Below are 3,237 nucleotides of genomic sequence, written 5' to 3'. Positions count from 1 at the left end.
GCGCTCGGCCTCGGCCTGACGCACGTCGTTCAGGCGCTTGAACCCGGTGAACAGGTCCCAGTTGATCGTCAATAAGCCTGCATATTGCGGCTGTGCGGTCTTGACGCTCGGGGTCCCATCGAACCTGTAACCCCACGCCTGCTCACCATAAGCGGTTGCAACTCCTATCGTTGGATAAAATTCAGCCTTGGCGCCTTCGACCTGCGCGCGGCGCGCGCCAAGCGTCGCGACCTGGGCCGCGAGATCGGGCCGCTGGCGCACGGCAGTCTCGATCAGTTGATCGACGTCGGCGCCCAATCCGGCCGGAACTGGCAGGCTCTGAAGGCTCGGCACGTCGAGCGCGGTATTGGCGGCAACTCCCAGCGCGACTGCCATGCTCGCCTGCGCTTCGCGCACCAGCAGATGCGCGTTTGCGAGATCGTACTGCGATTGCGCGACGCGTTCGCGCGAAAGCAGCAACTCGGGTTGAGTGGCGAGACCGAGATCGACCCGGCGGCTGACGGCCTCGTCGTCGGTCTTTGCCAGCTCGAGATTTTGTTCCGCGGCCTGCACCGCCGCCTTCGCCGCGCCGATCGCATAGAAGGAGCCTTGGGTGGCGAACACCACATCCTGCAGCTTGCGATTGAACGAGAAATTCGCGGCGGCCAGTTGATCGCGCGCGGCGGCGGCGCCGGCGTCGCGGCGGCCGAAGTCCAGCAGGGTGTAGGTAAGCTGGATCATCGGGGTCACCCGCCATTGCTTCAGCACGCCGTCTTGCCCGGGCAACTCGAATATTCGGCGAGAATATGCGCTCTGAACCTGCGTGCTCACGACCGGATAGTATGGCGCGCGCGAGACTCCGTAGGCATCGGCGGAGGCGCGAGCTTGATCCCACGTCACCCGCGTGTCGGGATTGTTGGTCAGCGCGATGTCGATCAGCGCCGGCAGGTCATACGTATTGCCCGTGCTCGCGGGGTGCGGCTCGGGCAGCGTGCTTGGCGGCCGCGCCTGCGTTGGTATCGCGTATTGGTTTGACTTCGGTATCCACGCGCGATCCGAATCCTGCGGCGCGAACTTGTCGGGATACACTTCGGGCTGCTCGGCAAAGTAACTGCATCCGCCTGCGCACACCGCCAGGCTGAGTGCGGCAAGAATGACCTTCCGTCGCGCGCGACGCATTTCGAAATTCTTCTTCATATAAATGTCCCCGCTGCCATTGGATCCGCTCCGCGCCATTGAATCCCGCAACGTGCTTTTGCACAATCCGGCAAGTAGAATTTCTGGCACATGCGATCTACCTCCGCGCCCAGAATCAGATTCTCGCTGACCATCGCCGCCGCATTCCTGCTCGCCGGATGCGATCCCGTCGTCAATGTCGCCGGCGCGAATTTCCCAAGCTGGCTGTTCTGCGCGATCTGCGGGGTAGTCCTGACCGCCGTCATTCGCCCGCTCTTCGTGATGACGCGACTCGAGAACTACCTGTGGCCGCTGCCGATCGTGTATTCGAGCCTCACCATCCTCCTCGGATGCATCGTGTGGCTCGTCTTCTTCAATCGAATCTGATGAATACCGCGACCAGGATCGAGACCGAAACATCGCTGACCCTGCGATTCGCCGGCCACCTCATCAGCGCCGCGATTGTAATCGCGACCATCATCGTGGGTCTCTACGTCGCGCGCCTCTACTACATATATCCGCGCACCGACGACGCTTACGTTCGCGCCAACTGGGTCGGAATCGCGCCGCATGTGAGCGGACCGATCACCGAACTGCCGATCGTCGATAATCAGTACGTCAAGCAGGGCGTTTTGCTCTTCGTCGTCGATCCCCGCCCGTATCAGTCGGCATTGGATGCAGCGGTCGCCAAGCTTCAATTGACCGAGCTCAATATCAAGGCGCTCGAAGATGCGATCCGGACCGCGAAGTCCGATCAAGTACGGCTCGAAGCAGATGCGGCCTACGACAAGCAGTATCTCAATCGTATTGAGCCGCTGCTCGCGAAGCATTTCGTCACCGCCAACGACGTCTTCAATGCCCGCTCGCGGGTCAGCGCGGCGGAGGCCGCCGTCCAGGCCGCGCGTTCCGACGTCGGCAAAGCGCAAAACCAGCTCGGCCAGTACGACAATATCAACGCGCTGCGCAAAGCCGCGGAGGCCGCGGTTTACGACGCGAAACTCAACGTCGGTTATTGCTACGTCCGCGCGCCGTACGACGGCTGGGTCACCAATCTCAACATCTCCGAAGGCCAGTACGCCAACGAAGGCCGTCAAGTCGTCAGCCTGGTCGACGATCGCAAGTGGTACGTCATTGCGAATTTCCGCGAGACGTTTATGTCGCACATCCAACCGGGCATGACCGCCGAGGTTTTCATCCTTGCCTATCCCAACAAGCGTTTTCGCGGCCGCGTGCAGGGCGTGGGATGGGCGTTGTATCAGACCAACGGCGCGACCGTCGATGGGCTCCCGCAGACTGAGCCGACGCTCAACTGGGTGCGGCTCTCGCAGCGCTTCCCGGTGAGGATCGTGCTCGAGGACCGCGACCCAAAGTTCCCGTTCAAGACGGGCTACACCGCGGTGGTAACGATCCAGGGATATCGCGATCAGGATTCTCGCGATCAAAATTCTCGCGATCAAAATCAGCCCGCTCAGGATTCCCCCAACCAGAGCATTCACTGACCGTGCGCCGCGTCGCCAAAGCGGTTCAGTGAGATCCCCCAGCTTCCATCGACGGGTCCCGCTCGCGCGCGGGCTCGACGACGACGTCTCGCAGCTGCCCTCCCATATTAGGTTTAGTTCATGGAGTAGGGTCACCGGATCTGCGATGATCGTTCTTGACATGGGGATTTAAAAGGATTAAAAAGGTCCTTATCAATCCTCCTGAGGTGAGAAAAATGACCAATCCGCAGACACACCAGCATGAGAACGACGCAGATGACCGAGGCGTGGCCGTAGACACTTGTCCATTGTGTGGCAGTAAAATTTCTCGAGCGGAATTTTTGGAGGTGGAGGCGAAGATTCGAATCGAAGTCCAGAGGCAAGCCAGCCACGAAATAGAAAAAATCACCGCTCAAAAAGATCGGGAGCGAGAGGCGGCTGTACTGGCCAAGGATGCAGCGGTTCGGAAACAGCTATCTGACGAAGCGGCCCGCAACACTGCCGAGGCGCTGCGCAAACAGCGCGATGATATCGAGGAATCACACCGGCGCCAGCTCGCAGAACGAGACGAGAAGCGAGAAGGCCTTGAAGGTCTGGCCTGCCC

3 protein-coding genes and 1 pseudogene are annotated in these 3,237 nt (G+C 60.7%); 3 read left to right on the top strand and 1 reads right to left on the bottom strand.

Going from position 1 to position 3,237, the window contains the following annotated elements:
- Positions 1-1,176: TolC family protein (locus tag VIW95_RS07590; RefSeq protein WP_331585001.1), on the bottom strand; the 1,176-nt coding region annotated here is incomplete at its 3' end.
- Between the two features lie 90 nt (positions 1,177-1,266).
- Here VIW95_RS07590 and VIW95_RS07585 point away from each other — a divergent pair.
- The 3 genes and pseudogenes from VIW95_RS07585 to VIW95_RS07575 all read left to right on the top strand — a co-directional run.
- Positions 1,267-1,542 (top strand): YtcA family lipoprotein, encoded by a 276-nt coding sequence (locus VIW95_RS07585; RefSeq protein ID WP_331584999.1) that lies wholly within the window; start codon positions 1,267-1,269, stop codon positions 1,540-1,542.
- Positions 1,515-2,654, top strand: a complete 1,140-nt coding sequence (locus VIW95_RS07580; protein ID WP_331584997.1) for an efflux RND transporter periplasmic adaptor subunit — start codon at positions 1,515-1,517, stop codon at positions 2,652-2,654. The genes VIW95_RS07585 and VIW95_RS07580 overlap by 28 nt, the downstream gene beginning before the upstream one ends.
- Positions 2,655-2,869: 215 nt before the next feature.
- Positions 2,870-3,237 (top strand): annotated as a pseudogene (locus VIW95_RS07575) (hypothetical protein); the annotation flags it as partial.

The sequence above is a fragment of the Binatus sp. (SeqCode) genome (genome assembly GCF_036522015.1).
Classification (GTDB): Bacteria; Desulfobacterota; Binatia; order Binatales; family Binataceae; genus Binatus.
This window is presented reverse-complemented; position numbering and strand designations above follow the sequence as displayed.

Excerpts from the sequence above, each read along its gene's own strand:
- VIW95_RS07585 (WP_331584999.1), top strand. The coding sequence starts at position 1,267 with ATGCGATCTACCTCCGCGCCCAGAATCAGATTCTCGCTGACCATCGCC.